The sequence below is a fragment of the Neobacillus novalis NBRC 102450 genome (assembly GCF_001591805.1).
Taxonomy (GTDB): Bacteria; Bacillota; Bacilli; order Bacillales; family Cytobacillaceae; genus Neobacillus; species Neobacillus novalis.
In genome coordinates this window covers 30,594-57,423 of sequence record NZ_BCVP01000021.1, presented here as the reverse complement: position 1 = coordinate 57,423, position 26,830 = coordinate 30,594, and the positions used below count along the sequence as shown (strand labels likewise).

25 protein-coding genes are annotated in these 26,830 nt (G+C 41.6%); 4 read left to right on the top strand and 21 right to left on the bottom strand.

Annotated features, from left to right (window positions below):
* Positions 1-18 precede the first annotated feature (18 nt).
* Positions 19-327, top strand: coding sequence for a hypothetical protein (locus BANVL01_RS16050; RefSeq protein WP_066088378.1), 309 nt, complete (start codon positions 19-21; stop codon positions 325-327).
* Positions 328-442: 115 nt separating this feature from the next.
* Here the strand turns inward: BANVL01_RS16050 and cyoE are convergent, their stop codons facing one another.
* On the bottom strand, positions 443-1,384 hold the full coding sequence (gene cyoE / locus BANVL01_RS16045) for a heme o synthase (protein WP_066088381.1): 942 nt from the start codon (positions 1,382-1,384) through the stop codon (positions 443-445).
* A 268-nt stretch (positions 1,385-1,652) separates the two neighbouring features.
* Between cyoE and BANVL01_RS16040 the strand changes: the two genes are divergently transcribed.
* Together BANVL01_RS16040 and BANVL01_RS28880 are read left to right on the top strand one after the other, a co-directional pair.
* Positions 1,653-2,732 (top strand): Gfo/Idh/MocA family protein, encoded by a 1,080-nt coding sequence (locus tag BANVL01_RS16040; RefSeq protein ID WP_066088384.1) that lies wholly within the window; start codon positions 1,653-1,655, stop codon positions 2,730-2,732.
* A gap of 346 nt (positions 2,733-3,078) precedes the next feature.
* Positions 3,079-3,837, top strand: coding sequence for a CotG/ExsB N-terminal domain-containing protein (locus BANVL01_RS28880; protein ID WP_425311821.1), 759 nt, complete (start codon positions 3,079-3,081; stop codon positions 3,835-3,837).
* A gap of 79 nt (positions 3,838-3,916) precedes the next feature.
* On the opposite strand, the gene BANVL01_RS16030 is transcribed toward BANVL01_RS28880, so the two are convergent.
* The 4 genes from BANVL01_RS16030 to BANVL01_RS16015 all read right to left on the bottom strand — a co-directional run bounded on the left by BANVL01_RS16030 (position 3,917) and on the right by BANVL01_RS16015 (position 8,130).
* Entirely contained in the window at positions 3,917-4,858 is a 942-nt protein-coding gene (locus BANVL01_RS16030) for an N-acetylmuramoyl-L-alanine amidase family protein (protein WP_066147967.1), read from the bottom strand.
* Positions 4,855-5,919: a YARHG domain-containing protein gene (locus BANVL01_RS16025; RefSeq protein WP_066088393.1), complete on the bottom strand. Its 1,065-nt coding sequence runs from the start codon at positions 5,917-5,919 to the stop codon at positions 4,855-4,857. The genes BANVL01_RS16030 and BANVL01_RS16025 overlap by 4 nt, the downstream gene beginning before the upstream one ends.
* 102 nt (positions 5,920-6,021) lie before the next feature.
* Positions 6,022-6,864, bottom strand: coding sequence for an RDD family protein (locus BANVL01_RS16020; protein WP_066088394.1), 843 nt, complete (start codon positions 6,862-6,864; stop codon positions 6,022-6,024).
* A 174-nt stretch (positions 6,865-7,038) separates the two neighbouring features.
* The gene (locus BANVL01_RS16015) at positions 7,039-8,130 is read right to left on the bottom strand and encodes a CotH kinase family protein (RefSeq protein ID WP_066088397.1); all 1,092 of its coding nucleotides are present in this window, start codon (positions 8,128-8,130) and stop codon (positions 7,039-7,041) included.
* Between the two features lie 200 nt (positions 8,131-8,330).
* Here BANVL01_RS16015 and BANVL01_RS16010 point away from each other — a divergent pair, with 200 nt between their 5' ends.
* Positions 8,331-8,708 carry a CotG/ExsB N-terminal domain-containing protein gene (locus BANVL01_RS16010; RefSeq protein WP_156482328.1) on the top strand — a complete coding sequence of 126 codons (378 nt, stop codon included), beginning with the start codon at positions 8,331-8,333 and terminating at the stop codon, positions 8,706-8,708.
* A gap of 112 nt (positions 8,709-8,820) precedes the next feature.
* Here the strand turns inward: BANVL01_RS16010 and BANVL01_RS16005 are convergent, their stop codons facing one another.
* The 16 genes from BANVL01_RS16005 to BANVL01_RS15935 all read right to left on the bottom strand — a co-directional run bounded on the left by BANVL01_RS16005 (position 8,821) and on the right by BANVL01_RS15935 (position 26,778).
* Positions 8,821-9,543 carry a DsbA family oxidoreductase gene (locus BANVL01_RS16005; protein ID WP_066088400.1) on the bottom strand — a complete coding sequence of 241 codons (723 nt, stop codon included), beginning with the start codon at positions 9,541-9,543 and terminating at the stop codon, positions 8,821-8,823.
* A 132-nt stretch (positions 9,544-9,675) separates the two neighbouring features.
* On the bottom strand, positions 9,676-11,211 hold the full coding sequence (locus tag BANVL01_RS16000; protein WP_066088403.1) for an amino acid permease: 1,536 nt from the start codon (positions 11,209-11,211) through the stop codon (positions 9,676-9,678).
* A 20-nt stretch (positions 11,212-11,231) separates the two neighbouring features.
* The gene (locus BANVL01_RS27325; protein ID WP_156482326.1) at positions 11,232-11,372 is read right to left on the bottom strand and encodes a hypothetical protein; all 141 of its coding nucleotides are present in this window, start codon (positions 11,370-11,372) and stop codon (positions 11,232-11,234) included.
* Between the two features lie 28 nt (positions 11,373-11,400).
* On the bottom strand, positions 11,401-12,246 hold the full coding sequence (gene eutC, locus BANVL01_RS15995) for an ethanolamine ammonia-lyase subunit EutC (RefSeq protein WP_066088407.1): 846 nt from the start codon (positions 12,244-12,246) through the stop codon (positions 11,401-11,403).
* A 150-nt stretch (positions 12,247-12,396) separates the two neighbouring features.
* Positions 12,397-13,758 carry an ethanolamine ammonia-lyase subunit EutB gene (locus tag BANVL01_RS15990; RefSeq protein ID WP_066088410.1) on the bottom strand — a complete coding sequence of 454 codons (1,362 nt, stop codon included), beginning with the start codon at positions 13,756-13,758 and terminating at the stop codon, positions 12,397-12,399.
* 162 nt (positions 13,759-13,920) lie between these two features.
* Entirely contained in the window at positions 13,921-15,345 is a 1,425-nt protein-coding gene (locus BANVL01_RS15985) for an ethanolamine ammonia-lyase reactivating factor EutA (RefSeq protein ID WP_235845607.1), read from the bottom strand.
* A gap of 98 nt (positions 15,346-15,443) precedes the next feature.
* Positions 15,444-15,884 carry a EutP/PduV family microcompartment system protein gene (locus tag BANVL01_RS15980; RefSeq protein WP_066088413.1) on the bottom strand — a complete coding sequence of 147 codons (441 nt, stop codon included), beginning with the start codon at positions 15,882-15,884 and terminating at the stop codon, positions 15,444-15,446.
* Positions 15,881-16,222: an ethanolamine utilization microcompartment protein EutS gene (gene eutS / locus BANVL01_RS15975; protein ID WP_066088416.1), complete on the bottom strand. Its 342-nt coding sequence runs from the start codon at positions 16,220-16,222 to the stop codon at positions 15,881-15,883. Before eutS ends, BANVL01_RS15980 begins: the two co-directional genes overlap by 4 nt.
* Before the next feature lie 23 nt (positions 16,223-16,245).
* A complete protein-coding gene (eutL, locus tag BANVL01_RS15970; protein WP_066088418.1) occupies positions 16,246-16,902 on the bottom strand; it encodes an ethanolamine utilization microcompartment protein EutL in 657 nt (218 codons plus the stop codon).
* Positions 16,903-17,189: 287 nt separating this feature from the next.
* Entirely contained in the window at positions 17,190-18,761 is a 1,572-nt protein-coding gene (locus tag BANVL01_RS15965) for an acyl CoA:acetate/3-ketoacid CoA transferase (RefSeq protein ID WP_066088421.1), read from the bottom strand.
* Positions 18,762-18,799: 38 nt separating this feature from the next.
* Positions 18,800-19,936, bottom strand: coding sequence for an acyl-CoA dehydrogenase family protein (locus BANVL01_RS15960; protein WP_066088424.1), 1,137 nt, complete (start codon positions 19,934-19,936; stop codon positions 18,800-18,802).
* Positions 19,937-20,025: 89 nt separating this feature from the next.
* Positions 20,026-21,549: a histidine ammonia-lyase gene (gene hutH, locus BANVL01_RS15955; protein ID WP_066088427.1), complete on the bottom strand. Its 1,524-nt coding sequence runs from the start codon at positions 21,547-21,549 to the stop codon at positions 20,026-20,028.
* A gap of 108 nt (positions 21,550-21,657) precedes the next feature.
* A complete protein-coding gene (locus tag BANVL01_RS15950; RefSeq protein WP_066088430.1) occupies positions 21,658-22,839 on the bottom strand; it encodes a M20/M25/M40 family metallo-hydrolase in 1,182 nt (393 codons plus the stop codon).
* A gap of 22 nt (positions 22,840-22,861) precedes the next feature.
* Positions 22,862-24,115, bottom strand: coding sequence for an imidazolonepropionase (gene hutI / locus BANVL01_RS15945; RefSeq protein WP_235845605.1), 1,254 nt, complete (start codon positions 24,113-24,115; stop codon positions 22,862-22,864).
* 127 nt (positions 24,116-24,242) lie between these two features.
* A complete protein-coding gene (locus tag BANVL01_RS15940; protein WP_066088433.1) occupies positions 24,243-25,250 on the bottom strand; it encodes an Ldh family oxidoreductase in 1,008 nt (335 codons plus the stop codon).
* 37 nt (positions 25,251-25,287) lie between these two features.
* Entirely contained in the window at positions 25,288-26,778 is a 1,491-nt protein-coding gene (locus BANVL01_RS15935) for a sodium:solute symporter family protein (protein ID WP_066088436.1), read from the bottom strand.
* Between the last annotated feature and the right edge of the window lie 52 nt (positions 26,779-26,830).

Sequence of the window (26,830 nt, the reverse complement as noted above, 5' to 3'; positions counted from 1 at the left end):
GAAAGGAGAATAATGCGTATGGCCAGTGTTGAAACGAGCAAGAAAATTGAGAGTATCGTACATCCAAAGGTACGAAATATTGTAAGAGTATGCGTTGAACAAGGGTGCATGTTTAAAGCACATCCAAGCAACCCAAATTTAGTTCATTTATTTGATCCGGTCCAAAGGAAAAAAATCATCGGAGATATTAACCTGTTAAGTGAGCGGGGATATTTCACCCTGGAAGTGGAAAATGGACGGTTCAAGCCCTTTAGAAATGAAATTTTAGGATTGGATATCAATCATTCAGATTTTGAAGAACATGTCCTTAAACGCTTAAAACGATAGCCCTGTTTAGTGTCAAGGGCTTTATTTTTCTTACTGTTCAAGAACGCAGAAAGGGTCAGTCTTATTGCACATCTGTGCAATAAGACTGACCCTTTGAAGTTTTCACTGAAACAACTTAACCAAATAGTGGCAAGGTAACAATAACCATCAAAACAAATAAGATAGTTATATAATTGACCGAATAAATAAAAACCACTCGTGCCCATCCTTGATCATCTTTCGTAAAAAATCCGTAAATACTTACAGCTAACCAGCCGATATTTAGAACAGTGGCAATCACGATAAATGTGATACCAAGTGATGTCAAATAAAATGGCAGCGGCAATAAACAGGCAACATAGACGAAAATTTGCCGTTTCGTCATGGCAAAGCCGTGAACAACGGGAAGCATCGCTACCCCTGCGGCTTTATATTCATGATACTTCCGCATCGCAATCGCAAATGTATGGGGCATTTGAAAAACAAACAAAATAAGAAATAGGATAATCGGGACGATGTGAAAACCAGATTCAATTGCCGTCCAGCCGATAAGTGGCGATACGGCACCTGAAACACTGCCAATTACAGTATTAAGTGTATATCTGCGTTTTGACCACATTGTATACATAATCACATAAGTAAACCAGCCCACGAATGCCCAAATGGCTGCTTCAATCGTTGTAAACAGCAGCAGAATAAAGCCAAGAACTGAAAAGGCGATTCCCAGTGTTAATACGACCTTTAAAGAAATAGTACCAGTAACGGTTGGGCGGTTTTTCGTTCGGTCCATCACCGTATCAATATCAACATCATACCAGTTATTAATAACCAGTGCCCCGGCCATAACCAGTGTACTTCCAATCATCGTTAGCAAAAAGACGTCCCAATTTGCGCTAAAAGCAGAACCCGAAAAATAGAGCGCTAACCAATAGCCCGTAAATACTGGAAGCACATTAGCAAGTAAAACATTTGCTTTAAAAAGTGCTTTTAAATCAGATAAAAGAGTTGACGTATTTTGCTCATTCGCTAATAAAACTGTCCCATCCTTCTGTGAGGAAGGTAACCAATCTTTTTTCAATTATGATCCTCTCCTGAAACTAGGTTCTAAATGATTCCCAATGATAATGTTTTTCACCCTTCATATTTTAACATAATTATTGAACAAACCGTATAGAAAAACTCAAAAAGAGCCTTTCTTAATTGGAAAGGCTCCAAGTTGACTCGATTAGGTCCCATTTCCCTTAAAAAATGAATGTCTAAATAATTTAAGTTAATGCCAAAAATTCGCAATTTTCTCTCGTACAAATTAATATTAAACTGTAAATACAATAAAGGTGTTGATATAATTGGAGAAAATTAGGGTTGGAATTATCGGTACGGGGTTTGGAGCTAAAGTGCATGCACCAATGATGAATTTTCATGATGGCTTCGATGTGGTTGCTATTGCCAGTGTTTCTAGGGGAAATATCGAGGAAATTAGAAAAGTGAGCAGGATTGAAAATGTCTATACTGACTGGCGGCAAATGCTAGATCAAGAGCAGTTGGAGCTTGTCGTAATCGCTTCTGCAGTTCAATTGCACAAGGAAATGGTGCTGGCTGCTTATGAAAAAGGATTACATGTTATGTGTGAAAAGCCGATGGCATTACATATAAAAGAAGCGAATGAAATGATTTCTGCCAGAAACAAAGCCGGTAAGTTTGGTCTCATCAACCACGAATTCCGTTACCTCCCTGCAAGAACAAAGGTGAAAGAGATTTTGGATAGTGAAGCTCTCGGCAGGATTTTACATGTACGTTATCTGTGTTCGTTCCCGACATATAATGCTCTTGTCTCAAAACCTCGTGGATGGCTTGGTCAAACTGAAACCGGCGGAGGCATGCTTGGGGCGATTGGTTCTCATATGACTGATTCGCTACATTGGTGGTTGAATAGCAGATATAGCGAAGTGTTTGCGAATCTTCCCATTCATGTGCCAACACAGACGGCTCCCGATGGTATCGTAGAAACCCGTACTGCTGATGATGCCTTTCAAGTGATTGGAAAATTAGAAAGTGGCCCTACGGTGACGATGGACCTAATTTCGGCTGCTTGTCAGACCGCCACCAACTGGCGTCTGGAAATATTCGGCACCTCCGGAACACTCGTTATGGTTGACGATAATCAAGTCTATATCTCATCTGGGGATGCCCCGCTTGAGGAAGTTGAGCTTGGATCAGAAATAACTGCTCCTCCCGGAATGCCTGCGGTCGCTGCACGGTATTATAACGGGTTCAACCGGGCACTGGATGCACTTAATGACACCTTGGTAACAGGAACTAAACAGCCTTACCTAGCTGATTTCGAAGATGGACGTGCCACCCAGTTGGTGCTTGATGCCATTCGTCTATCGGCAAATGAAGGCAAAAAAATCGAAATTACCTATTAAGTGAAAACACTTTTGAGAAATAGAATATCTTTCCCTTGAGGAATTAAAATTCATAATTCTTAGGTAAGAGATCACAGTGAATGAAATATTTTTTGTATTGAATCGCTAACAATATGAGACAAAAAGAACGATCCAAACTAAACATGGATCGTTCTTTTTTGTCCCCTCGTAAGTTTGGGATGGTGCCCGTGCACGCTGTAAGGACAAACTTTTTTCCATTAATAAGCAATTCCCCCATACAAAAAAAAAAGCACCGACGTAGATTAACAGGAGAGGAGGAAGAGCGGAGCCAATAATGGTTATTATGTGTTCGGCCTTCCTTTTCAAGAAATAAAGAGGTGAAAAAATGAGAAACTTTTCTCCAGATGATATTCAAAAGGCAGCGGAAGAAGTTAAAAAATCTGGGCATGGAAAATTCATGTTTAGGGATCCGGGTTTAAAGCACAAATCACATCACAAAAAACATAGTAAAAGGAAACCCCACCCACCACACCACCGGAAAACTTCGCGCCGGAAAACTTCTAGGAGACGGCAAACTTCTAGAACTCGGCAAACTTCCATTCTCATAACTACTAGACGGAATACCTCCAGAAATCGCCAAACTTCAATCATGGTGACTACCCGAAGGAATACTTCTAGACAGCGGTATACTTCCGTCATGGTGACTTCTAGAAGGATTACTTCCAGACAGCAGCCGGTTTCCTTCAGGGTGACTTCAAGGAGGATTACTTCCAGAAATCGCCAAACTTCGGTCGTGGTAACATCTAGACGGAATACTTCACGTAGGAACACGTCCAGACGCAACACTACTAGACGCAATACCTCACGGAGAAATACGTCCAGACGCAATACCTCACGGAGAAATACGTCCAGACAGCGGAATACTTCACGTCGAAATACCTCAAGACGGAATACCTTACGCAGAAACACATCTAGAAGGATCACTTCGCGAAATAGATCACAGAGACGATCAAGATGTTGTAATCGTCCAGGCAGGAGCAATGTTGGACAAGGAAACTGGGGCTGGAGTACAACACCAAATGATAATTTTCAAATGGAGGAATATTACAGAAGCCGTAACATGTGGCTTCCAAAAAGAAGCTAATTCTATCCTCGGCTGAAAAAAAGATGCCAATCGGCATCTTTTTTTCAATCAATAATCTCCACTAGACACTAACAGCCTCTTACTTTTTAAGGCTTGCATACTGTAGGATTCCATCGGCAACGTTGGTGAGAAGATTGGTAAGATACGTTGGGTCTGAAAGGTTTCTGTCTTCCACAGGATTGCTCATAAAACCCATTTCAACTAATGTGCTTGGCACCTGTGACCAGTTAAAACCTGATAAATCACTTCGATACGATATTCCATTCACCTTTACAGCAGTATTTTTCTTCGTTTCATCTAAAATCAGCTGAGAAGCTTTTAAACTCTCCTCGTAAATTGCTTTTGTGTACGGGTCGTTTTTTGCAGGAGTCAACACTGATAGACCGCTAACACTTTTATCGGTGGACCCATCCGCATGAATCCTTATGAATAAATCGGCTCTATTTTGATTAGCAAATTCCGCCCTTTCCTTGTTGCTTAAATTGACATCGTGTGTTTTCCGTGTATAAATGACCTTTACCCCTTGTTTTTCCAATAATTCACCTAAAATAAGTGAGGCTTCCAACGCTAACTGATATTCCGGCTTCCCCGTTGCAACACCGGACGTGCCGCCTGTAACCTTCATCTTCGTCTCCGCTGCACCTGGTCCTACAGGCTCTTTCCCTACATTAGCATGCCTTTGGTGACCGGGGTCGATGACAACCAAAAAGTCCCTTTGAATCTCCTTTGTTACATCAGAAGAAGCAGTTTCCGTCGTAACTGATTCCTCTTTTACTGTTTCTTCGTTCTTATTTGCTGCCGTTATGTCTTCCTGGTCTTTTTTCTGGCTTTCGTTTGCAGCATCTTTCTGTTCAGCCTGTTTTTTTGGAGCTGCACTCGCTTTCGCATGCAGCTCAGATTTTTCATTCTTACTTGTGGAAGCCTTTTCTTTTGCCACGGCAGGATTGAAAAAATAATAGAGAGGGATCATTGCTAACAGGATGATAAGGGAAATTCCGATCTTGACCGCGCTTCTGTTCACTTCAGGGACTCCTCTCGACTCTTAATCAAATCTACGTTATATTTTTCTATCGGACTTAATGTGTCGGTATAGGCTGCATCAGGGAAGTACCACGATTTCTGTTCGAAATAAACACGCAGCTCCTCCTTAGTAAACACGTGACCATGGCGTGCAAAGATTTCATTTCTCGCCAAACCAAGCTCTTCAAGTGAAAGCGACGTAATTTCACTTTCGGTTAACCTTCTAACGTCACTATTAGGAAGAATAAAATCATCAGTTACGGAAACTGTGGTATTTTCGGAAGAGCCAAATACCTTACTATGAATCAATAATGATAAACTTCTCTTATCCGAACCCGACAATACTGGTATAGAATAACCGCATGATCCAGAGTACGCCATTAAATCCGCTTGAGAAAGGGTAATCGGATAGTCAGACACACATCCATTACCAACTTCAATGTCCCATTTTGACTTTAATTTCCCCGATAAATCATCAGCAATGAAGTACACTTCTTTTGCCCAATCTTTTAAGGGCGATAGCTCCCCGCTATCGTAGAGATCAAAAATACGGGTTAAATTTCTCGAAGGGATCTTATTGGCTTCCAAAAATAAAGTACCATTCCGGTTCGTAATGTCCCACTTACCTAGCGAAATATCCGAACCTGAAGCATTGATTATTAAACTGTTTAATTTTCTCGTATAGTCATTAATAATCGAGTTCTCATCATTTTCAGCTGCCTGTTCTTTCTTTTTAGTGTCAGCCTTAACTAAGTCGCCTCCACTCTCCTTTGCTCCTGATGTTACATCATAAGAAACAGCTTGAGGCTTCGTTTCTTTTAATCCAGTTACAATAAAATAGGCACCAACCAATAATGCTAAAACTCCAACAATTGAAAATACTGTTATTAATAGGTTGCGATTCTGTTTGTTTTTTGTTTGTTTAACGAATGATGTCCTCTCCGTTGCCGAAACATTCCCGGGATACTCAGTTCTTTGACCACCTACTTTAGTTCCGCAGCCATTACAAAAAACTTGTCCAATCTTTAATTCTTTTCCACAATTCGTACAAAATTTCACCACTTTACTACGCTCTCCCTCATACCCCAATTTTTAATAAAATTTCGACATCATCACTAAAAACCCTACTTATTCCAATTTAAAAAGAAAGGCACCATTTAGCAATTAGATAGCGCCTAATGTGATAGCCCAAATAATCCCGATTATGATGAGACAAATAAACATGACTACGATCGGAATAACAATGGCCAAGAACCCTCTGAAAAACCCGACCTTACCATGTGTAACGACAAAACCGTATTCTTTGTCCCATTTGGTTACATTATTTTTATTTAGATGGTCAATCGAAAGCGCGAGACAAATTAAACTGGCAATCGGAATCCCTAAGCCCAGCCCTTTAAGCCACACCGAAAATGTCCGTTTTAATGCTGTTTGATACGTGATTTTACGGCCATCCGCCATACTTATTTTTATATTTAATACCGCTTTTCCTAGTGTATTACCAAAAAGGGTTAACATAAGCGGCTCAACAAAAAGCCAAATCAGCATCGCAAAAAAGCTAAAAAAGGTACCGATAGAATCCTCCATGAAAGAAGGAGAGAGGATACTCACAACAATGGCCATCGCCATTCCGAAAATAATCATATCTATTGTCCGAGCCCAATATCGAATCCACGGTCTTGCCTTAGAATATCCGGAGGGGTTTGTTATCTGCTTTGAAGTCCCAACAGCGTCTTTTTTTGGCGGTGCTTTCCGAAAGTCAATCGATTCGGAAATTCGCGGTGAAACCGGAATGGGCGGCGGTACAATTAAAACATCGGCAAATTGCTGAAACTTTCTGGCCTTCTCCCAGCGCTCCATGTTTTTAGTCCAAACGAGTGCATCCCCGTTTAAGAACCCTTCTCGAAATAAATAAAGCAATTCTGACTCGTTCACAGGACCAATTTGTTCACCATTTTTTATATAATACCATTGACCTATTTCTTTTTGTCCTAAATTCGCTTGCAATCATAATCCCCCTTGCTATTGCCTTATGAAACTAGTAAATTATCGTAGTTTTTTGGCTGCGGCAAATCTTTTTCTATATTACAAAAATACCAGAAATAGCAAAACTTCTCCATTGTTAATTGAAAAATAAAAAAGGACTAGCTGTCCTTTCAGATTCCTTCAAACTATTAAATTCTAATCTAATTTTGCTAATTTCCGCTGCAGATACCTTCTTCTTTCTTCAATATATTTCGCGATAACCGCTGACTCCCTGTCAAAGTCGCCAATCGTATGTTTTTTATAGGGATCCTGTAATACATAAGGACGCACCAATTGGAGCAGATTTTCAACCTTAGGAATCATAAAATCAACCGTAAATTGGTGGTTCATGATGTCTTCAAGGAGGGTTCGATATTGCTTGCGAAAACTCTTTACATCCAGCAGCCGTGCCGTTAAGGTATTAAAACCGTCTATCGGGACATAATTCGCTTCCATCACCTTTCCGTTTACATCCCGGCCCCAGGTGGCATCATAATCCCACGGGATGACTTCAAATAGACCAGTATCTCCATTCCTGTAAAGCGCATAGTTATGGACGAATCCATCGTAGTTTGAGGTAAAAATAATTCCCGCTATCCAGCGAAGGTATTTGTCGACATCGACAAAATTCAAAATTTCCTTTTCAAATTCACTTTGGCGGATCGTATTGATTTTATAAATAAATTCCTGTAAATAATGATCCTCTGTTGCGGCGCCGCATTTTCTTTCATAGCCCAATTCCAGTGATTTTTTTGTTTCCTTATCCAAGTCGCTCATTAGTGAAAAATTGGCATCCCCATCGACTGCATAAAAAATACTTCCATCGGGGAGGCTTCTTCTTTTCAAAAAGTTTTCATCCACCGATTCGATTTCTAAATAGACCCCTTCTGCTTTTCCGTTTTGCGTTAAAAAAATATGATGTGATTGCGGTGCTAACACGCCGATTTCCGTAAAAAAATCAAATGATAATTTATTCCGTATCAACGACGGGTCCTTGAATTCGGCGTTTAAATGAATTTGTTTTGCTCCTTTGAATTTTGTCGGTTTATAAAAAGAAATTTGATATGACTTTTTCGGAAAATCCCGGATATGGGAGCCGCGATAGCTTAAATCAATTTCAAGCCTTTTCCCCTCCAACGTTAACTGCGCTGGAATCGGATCATCAATCCAAATATCTCGTCTCAGCTCTCTTACGTCATTGGGTTTTATAAACAGCTTATATTGTGATATTTTTTCAGCCTCGTCCATTTTCAATCCCTCCTCCTTTATTCGTATGTAAGAAAAAAGAAGGATGTCACGTTGAAAAAGCATTTTTTCTGCTATTAGGCTTATGTCCCATACAAAAACAGACCTGGATACGTAACTTGGTAAAAGAAGAGTGAGTTTTATAGACAAATGGTCAGTTAAGTTTTCGTACTCCCTTTTCTATATTTAAAGGAGGTGCTAAAATGGAGGAAATTACACCGGAAGAGATTTCACCGGAGAAGATTCAAAGTGCAGCAGATGAGGTTAGACGCGGCGGTTTTGGGGATTTCATGTTTAGAGACCCTGGCTTTGACCGTGGTGCGTCGCGGAGGAGAACGACCAGACAACGAACTTCTAGCCGTGGAACGACTTCACGAAGGAATACTTCTAGACGCAATACATCCGGACAACGCAACACATCAAGAAGGAACACTTCTAGACGTAAAACTTCTAGACGCAGGACAACAAGAAGGAACACAATCAGGCACAGAAACTGCCAAACCACGATTCAAGGAAATTGGCAAATTGAAAGATGTTGGGATGACAGTAACCAGTCTTATTTTAGAATGAAAAGCAAATAACACCTTAATTATTCAAACAAAAATGGGAAAGGACTCGAGAAGCCTTTCCCATTTTTATTGATCTCGGTTTATTCATCCATTAAATCCTTCAAATTTATGATTTCGGAGAATTCTATTCTTTCTCTGGAATCACACAGTTCCCATCGGCACAGCTGGCATCTTCGGTAGTGGAAAGGTCCTGGAGCATGGGGGAAGCAGATTCTTCCTGCCATACTTTTTGAAGGGCACCGAAAAAGGTTTCCGTCGGCTGGGCACCGGAAATCGCATATTTTTGATTAATCACGAAATAGGGAACACCGCGAACGCCGTATTGCTGGGCAAGGGATTCATCCTGGCGGACATCAGCGGCAAAAGCATTCTTATCATTCAGGATCGATATTACCTCTTGCCGAGTTAAACCTGCATCTTCGGCAATGTCTGCCAAGGTTTCAAGATTGCCAATATCCTTCGATTCTGTGAAATAAGCATGTAAAAGCTTTTCAGAGACCACTGCTTCTTTTCCTTGTGTTTTCGCAAACTTGGCCAAACGATGAGCATCAAAGGTATTGGTAGGCTTCATTTCATCAAAATTGAATCTTAAGCCAACAGATGCAGCTTGAGAACCAACACCTTGGTTCGCCTGTTTAGCTTTTTCAAGACTCATGCCATATTTTTTTGCTAATACTTCGTGAATATTTTCTCCACTATTCTTTGGTGAATTTGGATCGAGCTCAAAACTCTTGAATTCAACTTCAACTTTATCCTTATCTGGAAATTGACTTAACGCCTCTTCTAACCTTCTTTTCCCGATATAACAAAATGGACAAACATAATCTGACCAAACTTCAATTTTCATCTCAATACACCTCATTTTTTTCGGTTAGCTATTATAGTAACACAAGGTGCTTGAAAAACTTGAAAAGTTGCTTAAAGAAACGCGAAAAAGTGCCCTGTACGATTCATAGGGCACTTTTGTGATTTTTACCTGCTATTCCTTCTCATGCTCAAACTCATCTTCCAATTTTTGAATCTCTTCGATTGATTTTTCAAGGGCAGCTTGCGGACCTTTGAAGTGCTTTTTGTAATAGCCTAAGTCCATGATAATCAAGATAATAAACATCCCGCCCAAGGCATAGGCGGCCATTTGGTTTGGCGGAATCACCATCATAATGGAAATGAAGAGAATCCAGATGATACTGAGAATATTAATCGGCTTGCTCCATTTCCCAAGACTCCAAGGACCATAATGCTTTCGTAAAAAGATTCCTTTCGCCTCGGCTTCCAATTTAAGATAGATTGGAATGCCATATGCAACATACAAGCCAACGACACTGACCCCGGTCAAGAAGGCGATAGTGGAATAACCTGCGTTAGGATTAATGATTTTTGTGAGATAATCAATTAATGCTAAAGCTAATGAAAGGATAACGGCCAGCCAAATTGCTTTTGCCGGTGTCCGGAATTTGCGGCTGATTTCTGCCCAATGACGGCTGAACGGCATACCCTTGTCTCGCGAAAACGCATACATCATCCGTGAGAATGAGGTAATCGACGAGAGACCGCAGAAGAACATCGCAAAAGTGACGAGCCAGAGAACGATCGATCCAAACGTACCGCCCAAGGCCTGACTGATGACATAGATAAAGGCGTTGTCAGAGTTCACCGCACCAGCCGCATCGTGAATCGAAAGGGTCACGAAGGCAAGCATGATAAACCCAAAGACGAAGGAAAAGGCCACAGAATTATAGATCCCCCACGGGGCACGGACACGCGGATGAACGGTCTCTTCAATCGTATGGGCTGATGCATCATAGCCGGTAAAGGTCCATTGCGCCTGCAATAAACCAATTAAGAAGGCTAAGAAATAGGGCTTATCGGAAAAAGTCTGCCCAACCTGGAATAAGTAATCAATTGGCTGCAAACCGTTTTTTGTAAAAAAAGCCAAGCTAACAACCAAAATAGCGACGACCAGCATATGATACCAGGCTGAAAAGTCATTTAATTTGGCAACGATTTTAATTCCGACGTGGTTGAGGATTCCGTGTAATAGAAGAATTACGCCAAAGACAATTAGAATGGTAGTATCGGTGGAAGTATAACCAAAGACTGTTGCTAAGAGCGGGTCAGCGAATAAGGCGCATGAGTAATCAATTCCCGCTACAATTCCGATTTGACCGATAAGATTAATCCAAGCAGTATACCAGCCAATCCTTCTCCCTTTTAGAGTGGCTGCCCAGTGATATAGGGCTCCCGCGGTTGGAATTGCCGACGCTAATTCGGCTAGTGAGGCGGCAACTAATAGCACGAAAAAGGCGACAATCGTCCAGCCAAAGCCCATCATCCCCGGTCCGCCGTAGGTTAATCCATGACCGTATAAGGAAACGGCGCCTGTTAAAATAGAAATAATCGAAAACGAGATCGCAAAGTTTGAAAATCCGCCCATATCACGCAACAACTCTTGGGCATAGCCATACCTGTTTAGCTGTTTTCGATCCTCCACCATTTGCTGGTCTTTATTTTTCATCCCTTTCTCCCCTCTCTAGTTTAATTTCTTACGTCTTTATCAACAAAAATTTCATGTTCCTCCTCTTTAAAGGCACGCACGTTTTTATTGGCATGCATGCCAATGGCAGTGCCAACGCAAAGGGTAATTATCACTAAAGCAAAACCGATAAATACCTCCATTTAACTAACCCCCTTTCTATTGTTTTTGCTATAATTCCAGTTTCACACCGCTTGCTTTTTGCTCCAACATTTTTTGTAAAACGGTGCCGATATGGGCACCGGCCTCAACTGGCGGAGTGCCCAGCGGATGAATATTCGAGATGACATTGCGATCCGATTCGACAATCCCTTTTCGGGGACGATAACACATATAGGCACTCATTGAGCTTGCCGAAACAAGACCCGGCCGTTCGCCAATCAGGAGAACAAGTACCTCCGGCTCAAGGATTTCGCCGATATGGTCCATACAGGCGACCCTGCCTCCTTTAACAAAAAAGGGCGTTCCACAGGTCAGATTGTTAAGTTGCAATGAATCTAGTAATGCGGGATAGACATCCTTTAAATTGGTTTCTACGGCACAGGCGCTCAGCCCATCTGAGACGACAATTTGCACCTGCGGCCGGTTGTGACACCGCTCCGTTATGGTTTGGACGGCCGCATCGGTTAGCACCCTTCCCTTATCAGGCCTTTTCAAATAAACTTCCTTGTTCTCATAGCATGTTTCCACCGTGAATAAAGCGAATTCCTCAAGATAGTTCTCGAGCACCTCGCCGCCGACTGCATCGATAGCAGCCGCATGGTCGAATTGCAGCTTTAACATTGTTTTCGTCAGCGGGCGGGTTCCTGTTCTCCAGACGCCAATCCGTGCCGGGGTGGAAGTAATCAAGTCCGCAACTCCTTCCTGAAAAGCAGGCTTCGGAATCGATGTTTCCCAGTCTTTTTCCGTAAATATAAGTCCTTTATCAATTGGATCTGCTCTATTCTCCGTTGGAAACTTTGCCTGCAGCTGCTCCATTACCTTTTGAACAATCAATTCAATTTGTTTTTCCTTCAAAAATGCTCGCCTCCTTTCGATAACTATGCTCGTTCGACAGTAGTGGTGTCTTATCCGACAGTTAGAGCACTCTTGGCGACAGTTGAAGCGCCCTGCGCGACAGTTGGAGCACTCTTGGCGACAGTAACGCCACCAATACCTCTGATCAATCTACATAAATATGGTTGGGTCCCCTGCCCGACCAGTTAATCTCCCGTCCTCGATAATCCCCATTTTCTCAAGCCATTTTTCAAAATAAGGCGCCGGTCTTAGCCCGAGTACGCTGCGTACTGAGGCGATATCATGAAAACTCGTAGATTGATAATTGAGCATGCAATCATCCGCCATCGGTACCCCAATGAGGAAATTTACCCCCGCAGAACCCAGTAAGATAGCGAGGTTTTCCATATCATTTTGATCGGCTTTCATATGGTTCGTATAACAAACATCTACCCCCATCGGAATCCCCTGGAGCTTCCCCATAAAATGGTCCTCTAGCCCTGCCCTAATAACCTGTTTGCTGTTGAATAGGTACTCTGGTCCAATGAAGCCCACCACCGTGTTCACGATAAATGGTTTATATTTTTTGGCGAGGCCATAGCATCTCGATTCGAGCGTCACTTGGTCAATGCAGTGATGGGCATCGGAAGACAGCTCTGAGCCCTGTCCAGTTTCAAAATACCAAAGATTCGGTCCATGGGAAGTGCCTTCTTTTTGTATTAACTCATTTGCCTCGTTTAAGAGGTCGATACTAATTCCAAATGCCTTATTCCCAGCCTCCGTGCCCGCTAAGCTTTGAAAAAGCAAATCGGAGGGAGCGCCATTTTTGATTGCCCGCATCTGCGTCGTCACATGCGCTAAGACACAGTTTTGCGTCGGGATTTGGAATCTATCTATTTCATCTCTAGTCATTTGTAAAATTTGCTTCACACTTTCAGCCGTATCAATAACCGGATTAATGCCGATAACAGCATCGCCGATTCCATAGCTTAAGGCCTCGTAAAGTGAGGCTTTGATTCCTTGGATGCTGTCGGTTGGATGGTTCGGTTGTGCCCTGCCAGCAAGAGTACCTTTGTGACCAATTGGATAATTACACTGGGTAATGATTTCTATTTTTGATGCAGCCTGGATTAAATCCAGGTTGGACATAATTTTGGCAGCGGCAGCGGCCATCTCACTCGTCAGCCCTCTGCGGATACGGCTGATTTCATGGTTTGTCGTGTTATCAGATAGCAGTGTTTCGCGGAGCTCGCTTACGGTCCAGTTCGCGATAGATTGATAGATTTTTTCATTGATGGATTCCTCAATCAAGCGTGAAACCTCGTCCTCTTCGGGTGCGAGCACAGGGTTGTTGCGAATCTCGCTAAGTGTTAAATCAGCTAGCAGATGCCGTGCGGCGAGCCGCTCCTGGGCATCATTCGCGGCAATACCGGCAAGCTGGTCCCCAGACTTTTCCTCATTTGCTTTAGCAAGAATTTCTTTCAAATCGCGGAATTGATAGGTTTTATGGAGTAACGTTATCGATGATTTCAAAATTATCACCTCCTATTTCAGGTTGTTTAAGAACTTTTTCAAATGCCTTAGCAAATTTTTGGGTTGATTCTACAAATTTACGGTTGATTCTACAAAACTAACCGTTATTTTACAAATTCAAAAGCATACTCTATAATTCGAAATATTCTGATATCTAAAACCCTAAGAAAACGCCAATGTTTTGACAACCACCGGCACCAATTCGTCTTTCAACGGTGCTCCAATATCAATATAGTCACCATGTTCAATCCCAATTTGATCAATGCAAATCACTTGAAACTTAGTTTGCAGCCGTAATGCCTGCCCTAGGGCCTTGGCCATGTCATTTTCACATACGACGGCGAGAACCTCAGCACTAGGGAAATACTTCGCATACAGATTGCCGATACTACCGGCGATTTCCTTAAGCATTAAGTACGATAAATAGAGTGTGCCGCCTAAACCAATAGCAAATGGTAAACGGTCATTCCCCACAAACCATTCCTTTCCCTTTAAAAATGCCTGTTCCATCTGTTGTTCAAAATCCATTTCCGATAAGGCCGCCTTCACTACAGGAATATTCCGTAATGGCAGGAGCTCCGGTTGAATGGAAATGGTCGCCCCGCTCAGCTTTGTCGTTTGCGTTCCAGCCCCAATAACGGTTGCGCTCGATGTCTGTGCCGCCTCCACCACATTAAAATGATACCTTTTTACCGCCTTCATTAGCTCGCTAGCCAAAAGCGGACCAATGTCGTTAAATTTTGCCACATCTGCCAATGTCGCAGGGGGTGCTTCCAATGCAAGCCGCCCCACTCCCCCAGAAACCATTACCTCCTGAATTCTTGGTAAACCCTGGCAGGACGTACTGTGGACCAAGTTTTCAAGTGAGGAAATTGTTTTTTCCCCTGCTAACACATCAAGTAAATCGCCGCATAGTCCTGAAGTGATTTCGATTAGCTCCGTTAACGACAAGCGCATGCCCTTTTCTACTCGAAATTTTTTAAAACATAGCCATGGTTTCAAAGACGGTGATACCCTTAAAACCTCACCAAGTGAATTAATCTCAATCAATCGTCCGCCAACATGAAAAGTGATAGTCTCAAGCACTTTCCCTTGTTGAAAAACGACAACATTTGCCGTACCGCCGCCAATATCAATGTTCGCAATCGCCGCCCTAGATGACTGCGAGTGCCTGGCCGCCCCTGAACCTTTTCCTGCTAACACAGCTTCCAAACTAGCACCGGCTATTGCGACCACAAAGTCACCTGAGCGTTCAGCTAAATAATGAATTAGGGCATCGGCATTCTTTTTGATTGCCGTTTCTCCGGTTATGATGACAGCTCCTGATTTAATGTCTGAAAGTGTTAAACCAACTTGCTGATACTCCTTCTCAAGCCAGGAAACCAGCGACGGCAGATCAATTTCCTCTTCATTTTTTAAAGGAGTGGCAATAATCTCACTTACATAGGTGACCTTGCGTTCAATGATATCGAACTGCGGCAGTGAAAAATGGCTTGATACCCGGCCCAGCGTCAATTCACTCATCATAAATTTGGATGTGCTTGTACCGATATCAATGCCAACACTTTTGATTACTACAGTGCTCAAATGCACCTCACTCCCAATATTAAAAGGTTTGTACATGTTATTCGAACTATTCAAATAATATTCACCAAGGATGGATTAAGGGGTGCTGAACAATCCCTCTACAGATATTTCTGGATGACTGTCCGCAGCTCTGAAATTCCCTTTAAAGTGACGGAGGATACGTGGAAAATCTCATTTTGCGGTAGAACCTGTCTTAAAAATTTCTCCGCCATCACCAAATTCGCATCCGGATGGTCTATCTTTGTAATCACCCCTAATGGCACAATCGGAAAGCCTTGGGCAAAATTCGGAGGCAGAATCTGATGAAGCCTTGTGGCATCTTGAATCACCAGCAATACGCGCGCTTCCAACGATGTCGCCATCAACGAGCGGTAAAACAGCGGATTTTCGCTATATTCACCAGGTGTATCGATAATCCACTCGTTGTAACTGAGTGCTTGCGTTTTTAACACAGGCGACGAATCCTCTAATAGACGCTTCGTTAACGTCGATTTCCCGGACCCAATCGGACCAATCATCATCACTTTGCCTGTTTTCATGAGCGGGTAATCTCCGCTGGTTCAAATTTTAAATGCCTGCTTAAAAATTGATTAATGGCTTGGATGGCCATGTCGACATCAGATACCGTTCCGCAAATGACCAAGGAACCGGTAAATCGATCCAGGTAGCCGATTTCGATATCGGCGGCTTTTGTAGCAATATCGGCGGCGATTATCGCGGTTTCCGTCGGCGTTAACGTTAAAATTCCAATCGCACCGGCCTGCCCGATTCCAAGTTTTGTGTACAATGCTTCATCGGGATTGGCGATGATGTGTGCTAATGTCAGCTGTTTCCCGGGAACATACTCTTGTATGACGCGCTGCTTTTTCTCCGTCAATTTTCTCAACACCTTTTAAAAAGCTAAAATGAACTATGGGGGGAAAGGGCAATTTTCTTAACGGTTTCAGCAAAGGCTTCTGCTGCTGCCGCACAGGACGATTGACTGCCGGTTAACAGCCCGCCGCCGAAGTTTGTTTCCGTTGGCGGTCCATAAAAGACACAAATCCTTACATCCGCCGCCTTCAAAGCAGCATCCAAACCAACCATTGCTTCAAGCGGCGGAGCAATCAAGTAGGCTAACGGCTCGCCCGGATTAATGCCTGCCATTTTTGACAAATACGTTCCCGTCCGTGAAATTGTATGGGCAAAATAGGCATGATCCCATGCCTCGTCCACTGCATAAAACGCCGGTCCCTCATTGATCAGCTGAACCGCCGCCTCGAGACCGCTTTTTACCTCTGAAGGTGTTGCCCCGCCTAAAATACCTAAGAACTCCCCCGATAATGGACCCGAAGCATGGGCCGCTCCGGCATAAAAGGACTTCGCATAAACGACCTCCACCGCTGCCATCTTCGTTGCCTCATCTAATGCGGTATAGCCGACATCATCGCTCGTGCTTGTTACGAGACCTAGGCTTTTAATATTGGCGGGTACCTGAAAGGCCTCTCTTAAACCATCATCAATGTTAGGAATGATTTGACTTGCCAGGGCAAAAGCCGGAACTCGTTTGACATCCATTTTCTTCACCTCCTAAAAAGTTGCCCTGATGACTAGACTGCAACCAAGGTGCATTGCCGTTTTCTATTCACTTATATTATTCAATCTATTATTTAATGGCCTATTTATGACTTCTATTTAATTCAAACTCCGTAGCGTGAAATCGTAAATAAGCGTTGATGTTAATGGATATACTTTTACTAAATAGTCGATATACTAAAAAAGAGCACCGGCTGCGTGCCGGAAGCTCTTGCTGAAACTGCCTTTATTATGTTGGAACAATACCCATTTTCAATGCTTTTCAAGCACTATTTTAAATTTTTATTTTTTTCGATATTCGTTTTAAGATATCCCCATTCCGATTTGAAAATTCCTTGGTCCATCTCTTTTAAATGTTTTGATATTTTTGGTGTAAATCCCATTAACGGTAAAATATCCCTTTCAAGAGCAATTCCTGGAGCGATCTCTATTAATATCATTTCTCCGCCTTCTAGCTTAAAAACTGCTCGTTCTGTCACATATAATACCTTTTGATTGAGTTTTTGTGCATAATTTCCACTAAATGTGATCTGTTCAACATGATTACAAAACTTCCTACCCTCACCCTCTTTAAAAATAACTAATTTACCGTCCTCAATTCCTATTTCAGCCCCATGAGTAAATGTGCCACAAAAAATAACGCTTCTAGTATTCTGAGAAATATTAATGAAACCACCCGGGCCTGCAACTTTTGAACCAAATTTACTTACATTTACATTTCCGTATTTATCAACCTGGGCCAATCCTAGAAATGCGATATCTAAACCGCCGCCGTCATAAAAATCAAACATGTCTACCATTTCAATTGTGGCTTCTGCATTTACAGAAGTTCCAAAGTAAAAACCTGAACCCAGAACTCCACCGAATGACCCTATTTCGGTAGTTAACATAACATCGTCAATCACTCCTTCCTCAACTGCTATATAACCAACTCCTTCTGGCATCCCTATTCCCAAATTAGCAACCGATTTATTTGTAAGTTCCATAGAACAGCGACGAGCAATAATCTTTCGTACATTTAGTCCCATTGGTTTTATTTTATCTAGTGGTATACGTATATTACCCGATAAAGATGGATTAAATGCTTCAGGAATTGTCTGTAAATGGTTCTCCGGTTTTGCGACCACAATATAGTCAATTAGATTGGCTGGAACTTTAACCTGCTTCGGGTGTAATGTATTTGCTTTAACAATATTTTCAACCTGCGCAATAACAATTCCTCCGCTGTTTCTTGCGGCCATTGAAAGAGTGCGTTGCTCAAGCAATACGGCCTCCTTGTCCATACTCAGGTTTCCATTTTCATCGGCATAAGTTCCTCTTATAATAGCGACATCTATTGGAAATCTGTTATAATGCAGCCATTCCTCGCCATTAATCTCCGCTAATTCAACTAACTCCTCTTTAGTTTTTGTTGTAACCTTTCCCCCATCAATACGTGGATCAATGAAGGTTTCCAAACCAACTTTGGAAAAAACACCTGGTTTATTTGCAGCAACGGCTTTCCAAAGTTGGCAAATAACACCTTGCGGTAAAAAGTAACATTCGATTTTATCTTGTTCTACTAAACTAGCCAAATTGGGAGCTGCACTTGTATGGCCGCATATTAATCTTTTTATTAAACCTTCGTACCCAAAATGGTGTGTTCCTCTACCTTTAAAATCTCCAATACCAGTGGCATGTACTAAAGTAATATTTTGGGGATGCCCAGTTTTCAAAAACCTTTCTTCAACAGCAATTGCAACTTCCTCTGCAAAGCCACCCACCCAATGGCCGGTTACTCCGACAGTAGCATTATCTGGGATTAATAAAGCAGCTTCATCAGCTGAAATAATTTTCACCACCTTTTCCCCTCCAATTATATTCCTACTATTTCCTTGTTTTATTTGAGTATCTCTTTCGCAATTACAACCCTTTGTATTTGATTAGTACCTTCATAGATTTGCGTGATTTTTGCGTCGCGCATATATTTTTCTACTGGGTATTCACGCATATACCCATTCCCGCCAAAAATTTGGACAGCATCCGTGGTAACTTTCATTGCTGTATCTGATGCAAAACACTTAGCAAAAGCACCAACAGTAGGTGAGGGAGTACCTTGCTGTAAAAGATACGCAGATTTGTAAACCAACAACCTCGCAGCCTCAATATTCATTGCCATATCTGCTAACATAAATTGTATCGATTGAAACTGTGAGATTGGTTTTCCAAACTGTTTGCGCTCTTTGGCATAATTAAGTGCTGCCTCATATGCACCTTGCGCAATACCAACCGATAAAGCTCCAACCATAGGCCGCCCATAAGCAAGCGCCTTCATAAATAGTTGAAAACCTTCCCCCTCACTACCAATACGATTCGCAATAGGAACACGGACATCTTCAAATCTAATCGATCCTGTAGCAGAAGCTCGTAAGCCCATTTTCTTCTCTTTTTCCCCAACGGATACTCCTCCAAAATCGCGGTCAACAATTAGCGCTGTAAATCGTTTCGGTTTCTCCGACCCTTTATGTTTAGCTAAAACTACATAAAAATTTGAATGATTTGCATTTGTAATAAAAACTTTCTCTCCATTCAGGATGTATTCATCACCTTTCCTTTCAATTGTTGTTGAAAGGGATGCAACGTCACTTCCTGCTTCTGGCTCTGTTAGAGAAAAAGAACCAAATTGTCCTCCATATGTTAACCGGCCTAAATATTTCTTCTTTTGCTCTTCGGTTCCACTGATAAGAATCGGGTATGAAACTAAAGAATTCCCTTCACAGGATGTAGCAATACCCGCACATCCTCTTGAAATCTCCTCCACAATTAATGCTTGAGAGATTTTATCAATTCCCGGCCCTCCATACTTCTCTGGAACAGCCAAATTAAAAAGCCCGATATCTCTTAATTTTTGAAAAACTTCTTCCGGAAATTTTTCTTCCTCATCATATTTTCTGGCAACCGGCATAATTTCCTCGTTTGTAAAATCTCTTGCTAATGCTTTAATTGCTAACAGTTCATCCGATAATTTAAATTCCATCCACTCTTCTCCTCCTTTTTGCCTTCTTAATGGAAAAGATTGTTCAAAAGGCAAGTAGTTTTGTTGATAAGGGACTTTCTTCTATTCTATTATTTCCTTAATACATCTTCCCTTAAAATAAATTGGGCTAACTCTTCTATTTGGTCTGAGATTGCTCTGTCACTTTCCAGCTGCGGGCAAATTTGGCGAACCTTCTCCAAATAGTTTCTTGTTTCCGTTGCCATAAGATTTTCTGCTTTTTCTAGATAAATTGCTTGTGATGCACAAATCATTTCAATTGCAATCACTCTTGCCGTATTATGGATAATCTCTCTTGCTTGTCGTGACGCAATCGTTCCCATACTAACGTGATCTTCCTGGTTGGCCGAGGTCGGAATAGAGTCCACACTTGCCGGGTGGGCAAGAACTTTATTTTCCGAAACAAGTGCAGCTGCTGCATATTGGGCAACCATTAAGCCGCATTCTAATCCTGGATTGGGTGCTAAGAAAGGGGATAAACCGCTTAGTTGCGGATTAACAAGTCTTTCGATTCTTCTCTCAGAAATATTTGCCCACTCTGCTGCCCCAACTTTCAAAAAGTCCATCGCAAGAGCCATCGGCTGACCGTGAAAATGCCCTCCGGATACAATCTCTCCACTTTCTAAGACAATCGGATTATCTGTGGCGGAGTTCATCTCCACTCTTAGTCGTTCATCACCATAATTGAATGCTTGCCAAGACGCGCCGTGCACTTGCGGGATACAACGAATGGAATAGGCATCCTGAATCCGAATTTCACCTTGGTGGGTAATACGTCGACTTCCTTCAAGCCACTTTCTCATTCGAGAAGCAACAAATTCAAATTCGGGATGTGGACGAACAGCAAGTAATTCACTTTCAAATGCAGATATTACCCCCTGAAGCGCCTCCATTGTGAGGCAGGCAGCCATATCTGCAGCTAAACCCACACGCTCAGCTTCGTTAATTGCAATCGTGCCAATCCCTGACATTGCCTGCGTTCCGTTTATTAAGGCAAGCCCTTCTTTCGCTTCTAGGGAGACCGCCTTCAACTCTGCCCGTTTTAGTGCTTCTCCCCCTGGGAGAATTTCTCCTTTGTATTCTGCCTTCCCTTCACCTACCAGCACAAGGGCAATGTGGGAAAGAGGTGCTAAATCTCCGCTTGCCCCTACGGAACCTTTACAAGGCACTACCGGATGAACTTCTTTATTAATCATATCAATGAGCAATTGCAGTGTTTCCTCTTTTATTCCTGAAAATCCTTTTGCGAGTGCGTTTGCACGGAGTATCATCATTGCCCTTACAATAGAAATTGGAAGAGGATCGCCAACACCAACAGCATCTGCTCGTAATAAATTCAACTGTAATTTTGCAATTTCATCTTTTTCGATTTCAATATCGCTTAGTTTACCGAAACCCGTATTTACCCCATAGATAATTTTCCCATCATTAATTTGTTTTTCAATTCGATTGCGGCTTAATCGAACTCGTAAAAGATTTTCTTCAGGCAGGAAAACCTTTACTTTCCCATCAACAACACGTTGTACCTTGTAGCGATCTAGTGTAAAACCATCTAGTTTCACGTCTTCAAAATCGACTATCTTTTCACTTTGCATTCCCTGTTCAACTCCCCATCCTTTTTATCTAAGTATCCTAATCTAAATGCAATTTTGACTATTTTTTTGACATGTTCGTATCTATTGTGCCATTTCCTGCCTCACTCCCTAAAAGGGTTTACTGCTATTATCTTTGTGATTTACATACCATTGTTCGATAAGTGCAGCCGTTAGTCTTCCTGTGTTGACTAGGTTTTCGATGCTGATACACTCTCTGAAGGAATGAATATTTTGGAATCCCAGCCCCAGAGTTGGACATGATAAACCGTTTTCGTTTAGTACATTTGTGTCGGCTCCGCCTAATGTTTCAGTAAAATATGGCTTCACCCTAATATTGTTTGCCGCAGATTCAGCTGTTTTCACTAAAATATCATCCTTCGAAATATTAAAGCCACTGTATTTTTTCTCAATTCTTATCTTTACTTTTCCCGCGTTCTTCTCAGCTGCTTGCCTCATTGTTTCAGCCATATGCTCTAGCTGAAGGTCCAACTTAGTTTTTGAGTAGCTTCGAACTTCCCCAGCCACAGTGACGTTGCCAGGAATAATCGATGTCATTTCTCCACCTTTTATAATTCCAACATTTGCAAGAGTCTCATCATCGATTGTGCCTAATTTCATTTTCGTCAAACCCTCAGCTGCAATCAAAACCGCACTATTCCCTTCCTCGGCATTCAGTGCAATATGTGCAGCATTGCCTTCTACTTCCATCCAAATTCTTGAGCTGAAAGGACCTTTCAGAATGATTTGTCCTACTTCACCACTACTGTCGAAAATATAGCCGGCCTTACTCCTTACTTTTGTGTAATCCAAATATCTTGAACCCACTAAACCAGGCTGTTCATTGACGGTTAGGATGAATTCAACTGGACCATGTGGAATTTTGCTTTCTTTAATTGCCAGCATTGCTTCCAAATAGGCTGCCAGTGCAGCCCTATCGTCCGCACCTAAAATCGTTGTTCCGTCGGAGTGGATGATTCCTTCTTTAATAACGGGTTTTAATCCTTCTGTTGGAAGGACAGTATCCATGTGTGTAGAGAAGAATAATGGTGGAATTGACGGGTCTGTTCCTTCATTCCAAGCAATTAAATTCCCCACCTCGCCATCGAAGCTTTTATGGGCCTCATCAAATTCAAACGTAAATCCAAGCTCTGGCAAAGCTTTAATCAAGTAGTCCGCTACAGGCTGCTCTTTTGTGCTTGGAGCATTAATCTTTGCCAATTCCAGAAATAAATCTTGTAAACGATCCTCTTTTACAAATTCAACAGCACTTGATGTATGTTTTGTGGTCATTACAATCCCTCCAAAAATTAATTTACTCGTGACTAATAACGACTTTTCCCTTTTTAATAACCGTTTCAACAATATTTGTTCCAAATTTGTAAGCAATATGCTTATAAGTAGGAACATCCCATATTTGCAGGTCCGCTAATTTTCCTTCTTGAATAACTCCGCGGTCATCTAAATCTAGAGCCTTCGCACCACCAAAAGTGGCGGCTTTAATTGCCTCTTCAACAGAAAATTTATATAAACGGCAAGCAAGGTTTATGACAAACTGCATTGATTCTGTATAACAAGCTGGGCAAAGATCAGTAGCAAGGGCAATATTCATCCCTAAATCCAGCATCTTCCTTGCTTTAAATGGCTGCTTATGATTGACTGCAAAATCTAAGGCTGGCATTAAAACACAGGTTACTTTCGCTTCTGCCAGCTTTTCCATTACCTCATCTGGAGTGTAGTTCAAATGGTCTACTGAAACCATTTTCATTTCCGCCGCTAAATCAGAACCGCCTATATAGGAGTAAGCATCGGCATGTATTTTTGGCTTCATCCCATACTCTAAGCCAGTTTTTAGAATTATTTCCGATTCTTCTGCTGTGAAATAGCCCTCATCACACCAAACATCACAAAACTCAGCAAGTCCCAGCTCCCCAACCTTAGGGATCATTTCGTTTATGATCACGTCAAGATACTCGCTTTTCGTCAATTTCTCAGGAAAGCCGTGTGCCCCTAAAAATGTATTTACCACATCAAGAGGGGTCTCATTCCCAAGCCTTTTGCTAACTTCTAAAATTTTGATTTCACTTTCTGTTGTAAGGCCATATCCACTTTTGCTTTCCACAGTTGTAACGCCATGCTCAAGCAACGTCATTAAACGTTTCTTTGACTGCACAAACAATTCCTCTGCCAGTGCGTTACGAGTAAGCTCTACAGTTCGGTTTGGCCCCGTCGTAACACCGAGGTTTTTTAGCTTTTCCGGATTCTCTCCCGTTAGTTTTACTGCATATTCTTCCACGCGCGTTCCGTAAAAGACTAAATGGGTATGTGAATCAACAAAACCAGGTACAATTACTTTGCCTTTTGCATTGATTTCGTTGCTGCTATTTATATCAAATTGATTCCTTATATTCTCCTCAGTACCTATACCAACAATTTTTTCATCTTTTACTGCAATCCAGGCATTTTCTAAAACTCCTATATCCCCCATACAATCACCGACACAGGTAACTACCTCCGTTGCATTACTAATTACTAAATCTACCTTTGTCTTCACCTTTAATTCTGACACCTTTTTCCATACCTCCTCCATTTTAAATAGTTTACTATTGAAAATTGAGCGGACAAGTGGACAAAGCACCGAAATTAATCCCCGGTGCTTCACAGATTGTACTGATATTACTAGTTAAATCATTCTATTAGCTATTTAAATAGGTACAAACAGAATCTGGAAGTGGAATTCCTTCTAACCTGCGTTTCTCCTCTTGCAATGCCTCGATTTCTCCAGGAACTAATACTTTTGCAAAACCTTTGGCAGGAGTAAGTGAATGAATTTCATGTATCATCCGATCCATGTTTTTCAGGAAGCCTTCAACCGCTATGAACCTTTCTGGGTCTATCACCATAATAAAGTGCCCAATATCCAACATCTTTTTATAATCGACAAACATTTTGGGGATATGAGGGCCGAAGGCGGATCCACTTAACAACCCTGAAAAAATTTCGACCACCATCCCTAGTCCATATCCTTTTGCTCCACCAAATGGGGATAAATAAGCCAGCTTGCTTGGATCTGTCGTTGAATTTCCTTCTTCATCAATTCCCCAATCTGAGGGGATTTGTTCACCATATTCCATTGCATTTAAAACCTTCCCAAACGCAACATTACTCGTTGCGAAATCAAGAATAATCGGCTTTTCTGATTGAGTCGGAAAACCAAAAGCAATTGGGTTTGTGCCGAAATATGGTTCAGCTGCGCCAAAAGGTACAACACAAGCTTCTATATGTGTCATGGCAATTCCGATAAGCTTTTTTTCAATCGCTTGATTGACAAAATAGGATAACGCTCCGCAATGACTGCTATGCTTGGCAACGACTAATCCGACACCATGATCCTTTGCTATTTCAATAGCATGTTCCATCGATTGTTTCGCAATGACGTGTCCAAATCCATTGTCACCATCGTACACAGCAGTGGAATTACTTGTCTTTTCTATTTTGGGATTTGAACGAACATTAAGCCCCCCTTCTTGAATTCGGTTCACATAATGTTCTACACGTAAAACACCATGAGAATCAACACCGCGTAAATTTGCATGGATGAGAACATCTGCCACTATTTCAGCCTCATTCTGACGAACGTCTGCCCAATCTAGTTTCTTTATAACTAATTCCTTTAATGTCTTATACGATATATTATGATTCATAAAATCTCTCCTAAATTCGAGCTACTTCCCGGGGGAATTACAGATTTATCATATGATCATCTGATTTATCTTTATTTTTATACTTTTTTATTAACTGGGTTTCCTCAAAGAACTTATCGGCCTTTTCATACTCTGGCTTTGACAAGAAGCTTCCTATAAAATAGGCGCTAAATCCTATTGCAACCCCTATTAAAATTCTTCTTGCATCTCCAGGCCAAAATGATGGCAGTTTAAATCCGAGGTCAATAAAAAAGTTATATAACACAAAGCCACATCCAAATATAGTACTACTTAAAGCTCCTACAGATGTCCCCCTGCGCCAAAAGAATCCAAAAATCATAGGGACAAATAATCCAGCAGCTAAAATATCACTAGACATCCACAATACCCAAAGTGAATCAGGAATTCGTACAGCGATGAACATTCCAAAGGCACTAATAATAACTGTTGCAAGCATTCCAAATCGCACCAGCTGCTTTTCTGTTGCATTTTTGTTAAAATGTTTTCGATATAACTCTGTCATGTACAATGAGCCACCGTTCATAGTAGTAGTGATGGTTGACATAATTGCTGCGCCAATTCCGACTAAGACAATTGCTCCTAAAAATGGGTGCATATAATCTTTAACTAATGAGCTAATAACCCCTCCCTTTGGCAGCTCAGTGAAGATTGCCCCTGCTGCCACTCCTGTAAATACTACAAAAAAGTAGATTGGAATAAAGTAAATTAAGGTGGCAAATGAAGTTTTTCTTGCCTCTGCTGGACTTTTTGTAGCTGATATGCGCTGCCATGCCGAAGCATCTATAACCCATGCAAGTCCAAAGGAGAAGAGGAACAAGAAATTTTTGCTGAAATTAGCCATGAAGTTGAAATATTCTGTCTTTTCTTTCACTACGGCAGCAGCCTTGATCGCTTCAAATCCATTAGAATAATATAAAGCTGCACCAAGTGTAATAAGGAGACCCGCCAATAATAGACCAAACTGCAGCATTTCAGTAAAGACAACGGCCCGGAATCCGCCAATGGTTGCGTACACAATACAGATAGCAACACAAATGAATAAAGTAAGAAGATAACTAATTCCAAAGATGCTGGAAAAGAAATTACTAATCGCAACCATCTGCGATGCTCCCCATGTTATCATGTACCAGACAATAAGAATCGAAAGCAATGTGCCACTTAATTTATTATATCGCTTTTCCATTATTCCAGATTGAGACATTGATCCCACCCTGCGGATAGCCTTAGCAAAAATCATGAGCGCCAATACGGCAAGTACTGATGGGGACCCAATTATCCACCAAGCACTAATCCCTTGTTCGTATGCTTGATCGACAGAAATAAGCGCTGAGTTTCCTCCAAACCAGGAGGCAACAAAGGTGAGAGCTAAAGCCCAATGTGGAAATCTCCGTCCTGCCAAGAAAAAATCTTCTTTCGTCTCATTTTTATTTTTCCTTAAACTTATTACTAATAGAGCCGCAAAATATATTAATAAACTAACAATCGCCCAAATTTTATATGCTTCCAAATTCCTTCCCCCTCATTCAATTAGTAGTGCAAAAACAAACTTTAATTTTGCT

What these genes read in the sequence shown, in the direction of transcription:
- BANVL01_RS16050 (WP_066088378.1), top strand. Translation starts at nt 19, where the DNA reads ATGGCCAGTGTTGAAACGAGCAAGAAAATTGAGAGTATCGTACATCCA.
- BANVL01_RS28880 (WP_425311821.1), top strand. Translation starts at nt 3,079, where the DNA reads ATGAGAAACTTTTCTCCAGATGATATTCAAAAGGCAGCGGAAGAAGTT.
- BANVL01_RS16015 (WP_066088397.1), bottom strand. Translation starts at nt 8,130, where the DNA reads ATGGACGAGGCTGAAAAAATATCACAATATAAGCTGTTTATAAAACCC.
- BANVL01_RS16010 (WP_156482328.1), top strand. Translation starts at nt 8,331, where the DNA reads ATGGAGGAAATTACACCGGAAGAGATTTCACCGGAGAAGATTCAAAGT.
- BANVL01_RS16005 (WP_066088400.1), bottom strand. Translation starts at nt 9,543, where the DNA reads ATGAAAATTGAAGTTTGGTCAGATTATGTTTGTCCATTTTGTTATATC.
- BANVL01_RS16000 (WP_066088403.1), bottom strand. Translation starts at nt 11,211, where the DNA reads ATGAAAAATAAAGACCAGCAAATGGTGGAGGATCGAAAACAGCTAAAC.
- BANVL01_RS27325 (WP_156482326.1), bottom strand. Translation starts at nt 11,372, where the DNA reads ATGGAGGTATTTATCGGTTTTGCTTTAGTGATAATTACCCTTTGCGTT.
- BANVL01_RS15980 (WP_066088413.1), bottom strand. Translation starts at nt 15,884, where the DNA reads ATGAAAACAGGCAAAGTGATGATGATTGGTCCGATTGGGTCCGGGAAA.
- eutL (WP_066088418.1), bottom strand. Translation starts at nt 16,902, where the DNA reads ATGGATGTCAAACGAGTTCCGGCTTTTGCCCTGGCAAGTCAAATCATT.
- BANVL01_RS15960 (WP_066088424.1), bottom strand. Translation starts at nt 19,936, where the DNA reads ATGGAATTTAAATTATCGGATGAACTGTTAGCAATTAAAGCATTAGCA.
- hutH (WP_066088427.1), bottom strand. Translation starts at nt 21,549, where the DNA reads ATGCAAAGTGAAAAGATAGTCGATTTTGAAGACGTGAAACTAGATGGT.
- BANVL01_RS15950 (WP_066088430.1), bottom strand. Translation starts at nt 22,839, where the DNA reads ATGACCACAAAACATACATCAAGTGCTGTTGAATTTGTAAAAGAGGAT.
- BANVL01_RS15940 (WP_066088433.1), bottom strand. Translation starts at nt 25,250, where the DNA reads ATGAATCATAATATATCGTATAAGACATTAAAGGAATTAGTTATAAAG.